The following is a 4,360-nucleotide window of genomic DNA, read 5'->3' as shown; positions in this document are numbered from 1 at the left end:
TCCCGTCATCGCGAGGAACGAAGCGATCCATGGATTGCCGCGCTTCGCTCGCAATGACGCCAAAGACGGCACCGCCCTTCGTCCGTCATCGCGAGGCACGAAGCAATCCATGAACGGGGTTGGGGCTTGCCGGGGAAGATGATCTATAATCTACGGTTTTGCGGAAAGTGCTTTCAGATAGGCTGCAGAGTGGCTACCGTCGCGAAAATAAAAGGATTTCCCCATGAAAGACGGCATTCACCCCAATTACCGTGAAGTTTGCTTCCAAGACATGTCCAATGGTTTCAAGTTCGTGACCCGTTCATGCGCCAACACCAAAGAAATGATCAAAATGGATGACGGCCGCGAACTGCCTTGGTACAAGCTGGACACCACCAGTGAGTCGCACCCCTTCTACACCGGCACACAAAAGTCGGTCGACAACATGGGCGGCCGCGTGGAAAAATTCCGCAACCGCTTCGGCAAGACCACCACCATCGCCAAGTAATTCGCGCGTTGGTGTTCAAAAAAGGGCAGCCCGGGCAACCGGCCTGCCCTTTTTTACATGGTTCAGCGCTGCAAAACCTCGCGCCTTGACCCTGAATGCTTTTGCCCCCGCCTTTGGACCCACCAAGCCGTGCCTCGGCCCTGCCACTTGAACTGATTGCGCCGCACTTGTGAACCAACCCACCCCCGCCATCGTTTCCCAAAATGCCGTACGCCGTCTGCCGCGCTTGGGCTTGTTGCTGCTGTGCGTGGCTTACGTTTTACCCGGGTTTTGGGGTCGTTCGCCCTGGAAGTCGCAAGACCTCGAGTCTTTGGGCTACATGCTGCAACTGGCCCAACCGGCCATGGGCGAGCTGGCCAACTGGTTCAAACCCAGTTTGCTTGGCCAACACGACCCCCAACTGGCCCTGCTCCCCTATTGGTTGGGGGCCGTATTTTTAAAGCTGGCCCCCTCGGGCTGGGAAGATGTCTTTGCTCGGCTGCCCTTTGTGGGCATGCTGGCCTTGACGCTGGCCGCCACTTGGTACGCGGTGAATGCACTGGCCCGGCACCCGGCAGCGCAGCCAGTGGCTTTTGCTTTTGGGGGTGAAGCCAAGCCCGCTGATTACGCCCGCGCTTTGGCCGATGGCGGCTTGTTGGCCCTGATTGCCTGCTTGGGCCTGGCTCGGCTCGCGCACGAAGCCACGCCCGCGCTCAGTCAGCTTTGCTTTGTTGCCTTTATTTTTGTCGGTTTGTCCACTTTGCCTCGCTGGCGCGTCAAAGGGGGTGTGGCTGTTGGCCTTGGCATGCTGGGCTTGACCTTGTCGGGCGCGCCCATCGTGGCCCTTTGGCTGGGTATAGGCGGCTCGCTGATCCGCGCAGTGGCCCCAGTCGACCCCAGCCAAGGCCGCATGCGCATGCTCGACTTGGGCCTGCTGGCGCTGCTGTGCCTGCTGTGCATCACCACGGCAGGTGCGCTTGACTTGTGGCGCTGGCGCGTGGAGGCTCACAGCCTGTTCGAACTGCACATTTTTGCCGAGTTGATGCTGTGGTTCACCTGGCCCGCTTGGCCTCTGGCGCTGTGGTCACTTTGGCGTTGGCGGGCTCAGCTTTTGCAGTGCTGGCGATACCCCCATTTGGCCTTGCCCTTGTGGTTTGTGCTGGTCACCTTGGGGGGCACTTGGCTCACCGGCCTGTCAGACCGGACCTTGCTTTTGGCCTTGCCTGGCATTTCGGCATTGGCCGCTTTTGCACTGCCTACTCTGCGCCGCAGCTTGGGGGCTTTGATCGACTGGTTCACCCTGTTGTTTTTCAGTGTATGCGCGCTGACGATCTGGGTGATTTGGGTGGCCATGCAAACCGGCTTTCCAGCCCAACCGGCGGCCAACGTGGCGCGCTTGGCCCCGGGCTTTTTGCCAGAGTTTTCGGCCCCGGCTTTTGCATTGGCTTTGTTGGCCACGTTGGCTTGGGCTTGGTTGGTCGCTTGGCGAATTGGCCGCCACCGCGCGGCCATTTGGAAAAGCTTGGTCTTGCCCGCTGCTGGGGCAGTGCTGTGTTGGCTGCTGCTCATGAGCCTGTGGCTGCCCCTGCTCAACTTTGCCCGCAGCTACGGCCCCACGGTGCAAAAAGTACAAATGGTCACGGGCACCGCCTCGTGCTTGCAGTACGCGGGCATCAGCCAAGCCCAAGGCGCTGCATTGTTGTTTCACGCGCAGGTGCGCTTGCAAGCGGCGGCGCAGCCCAGCGCCTCATGCCCTTGGTTGGTGATGGATGAAAAAAACCAAGCCCTGTTGGCCGATCGTCTGAAGGCCTTGGGCTGGACGCTCGAAGCCACGGCCGCCCGACTGGGTGACCGCAGTGACCGGATTTTGATTTTCCGCCCCAGCACACCGCTCACACTGCCGCCAGCTGCACCAGCCGACTTGGCCTTGGAGTGAGCCATGTCTGAGTTGCGCACCATCTCTCGGCACGCAGGCACCGTGCTGGTGGGGCAACTGGCAGTCATGGCTTTTGGCGTGGCAGACACGGTGATTGCAGGGCGCTACAGCCCGCACGCTTTGGCCGTGCTGTCGCTGGCATCGTCCATTTACATCAGCATTTACGTCGCCCTGAATGGCATGCTGCAGGCGCTGCTGCCCGTTTGGGCCGAGTTGCACGGGGGCGAGCGGCGCGCCGAAATCGGCCGCTCGGTGCGCCAAGCGCTCTATATTTCGGCGGGCGCGGCGGCGCTGGGCATGGTTGGCCTTTGGTTTCCAGACCCCTGGCTGTCTTGGACGCAAGTGCCCATTGCGTTGTGGCCCGACGTGCGCGCTTATTTGCGCGTGCTGGCTGTGGCGCTGGTGCCCTCTTTGCTGTTTCGCATGTACAGCACGCTGAACCAAAGTCTGGGCTACCCACGCTTGGTGACCTGGCTGCAAGCCGGTGCCCTGCTGGTCAAGATACCGCTGTCGGTGCTGCTGACCTTTGGCGCAGGCGATGTGCCCGGTATGGGGGTGGTGGGCTGTGCCTGGGCCACGTTGGTGGTCAACAGCTTGATGATGCTCACCGGCCTTTGGCTGATGCGCACGCAAGCCATTTACCAAGACTACGACCTGTGGCGCTGGCCCGAAAGACCCCAATGGCCAGTGCTGCGGCACTTTTTGCGGCTGGGTGTGCCCGCTGGGCTGTGCATCATGGTTGAGGTCACGTCCTTCACCCTCATGGCTTTGTTCATTGCCCGGCAGGGCTCGGTGGCTTCGGCCAGCCATCAGATTGCGGCCAGCTTGGCTTCGGTGCTGTACATGGTGCCGCTGGCTTTGGGCATTGCCAGCAGCGCCCGAACCGGTTACTGGCTGGGGGCAGGTCAACCCCAACGGGCCCGGCAAGCGGTTGGCATGGGCATGGGCTTGGCCATGGGTGCGGCCATGCTGTGTTCTGCAGCTTTGCTGCTGGGGCGCGAAGCCATCGCCAAGGCCTTCACCATCGACCCCCTGGTGGCCCAAGCGGCAGCGGTCTGGCTGGCCTGGGTGGCCGTGTACCACTTGACCGATGCGGTGCAGGCGGTGTGTGTCTTTTTGTTGCGTTGCTACCGCATCACCATCGCCCCGCTCATCATTTACACCACGTTTTTATGGGGTTTCGGGCTGTATGGCGGCTACCTCTGGGCCTACGGCGACTCAAGCCCGAATGTCTGGCTGCAGTGGACCGCCCGCCCGGCCGTCGACACCTTTTGGATCACCAGCAGCTTGGCCCTGGCCACGGTATCGGTGCTGTTTGCGGTCTTGGTGTGGCGAGCCTCCAAACCGCCACCTCAGGACAGCGCCACAGACACCCCGCTGCAGGCGGGCTGAGGACGCGGCGCGCAGGACGAATTGAGGGGCCTTTGTCATCAATGCTTCACATCCATCAACGAAAGTGAGGTTTTGACCATTTTGTTCGCCATGCACAATGCCCACGCCATCGATGAAGCCCAAATGCGCCAATTGCGCGAAGACCTGCTCGACAGCATGGACGAGGAACTGGAGCTCGAGCTGGACGACCGATGGGGCATCGATGCTGCCACCAACGCAGCGCAAGCAGGCGACCGCGTGCGCTACTTTCGCGAACTGCTGCGCCTGCAATCAGAGCTGGTGATGCTGCAAGACTGGGTGGTCAAGACCGGGCACCGCATGGTCATCTTGTTTGAAGGGCGCGATGCCGCTGGCAAAGGCGGCGTCATCAAACGCATCACACAGCGCCTGAACCCCCGGGTCTGCCGCGTCGCCGCCCTGCCCGCCCCCAACGACCGCGAAAAAACCCAGTGGTACTTTCAGCGCTACATCACACACCTGCCCGCCGCTGGCGAAATCGTGCTGTTTGACCGCAGTTGGTACAACCGCGCAGGTGTCGAAAAAGTCATGGGGTTTTGCAACGAAAC

At 61.4% G+C, this 4,360-nt stretch carries 3 protein-coding genes and 1 pseudogene; all 4 read left to right on the top strand.

Going from position 1 to position 4,360, the window contains the following annotated elements; all coding sequences use genetic code 11:
• Window positions 1-223 precede the first annotated feature (223 nt).
• Window positions 224-487 carry a type B 50S ribosomal protein L31 gene (locus tag ACIQ39_RS18650; protein ID WP_396436081.1) on the top strand — a complete coding sequence of 88 codons (264 nt, stop codon included), beginning with the start codon at window positions 224-226 and terminating at the stop codon, window positions 485-487.
• Between the two features lie 169 nt (window positions 488-656).
• Window positions 657-2,402: a hypothetical protein gene (locus tag ACIQ39_RS18645; protein ID WP_396436080.1), complete on the top strand. Its 1,746-nt coding sequence runs from the start codon at window positions 657-659 to the stop codon at window positions 2,400-2,402.
• Window positions 2,403-2,405: 3 nt separating this feature from the next.
• Window positions 2,406-3,794: an MATE family efflux transporter gene (locus tag ACIQ39_RS18640; protein WP_396436079.1), complete on the top strand. Its 1,389-nt coding sequence runs from the start codon at window positions 2,406-2,408 to the stop codon at window positions 3,792-3,794.
• A 90-nt stretch (window positions 3,795-3,884) separates the two neighbouring features.
• Window positions 3,885-4,360, top strand: a pseudogene (locus ACIQ39_RS18635) (polyphosphate kinase 2); the annotation flags it as partial.

Origin of the sequence: Limnohabitans sp., assembly GCF_044361645.1 — a bacterium.
GTDB lineage: Bacteria > Pseudomonadota > Gammaproteobacteria > Burkholderiales > Burkholderiaceae_C > Limnohabitans_A.
This window is presented reverse-complemented; position numbering and strand designations above follow the sequence as displayed.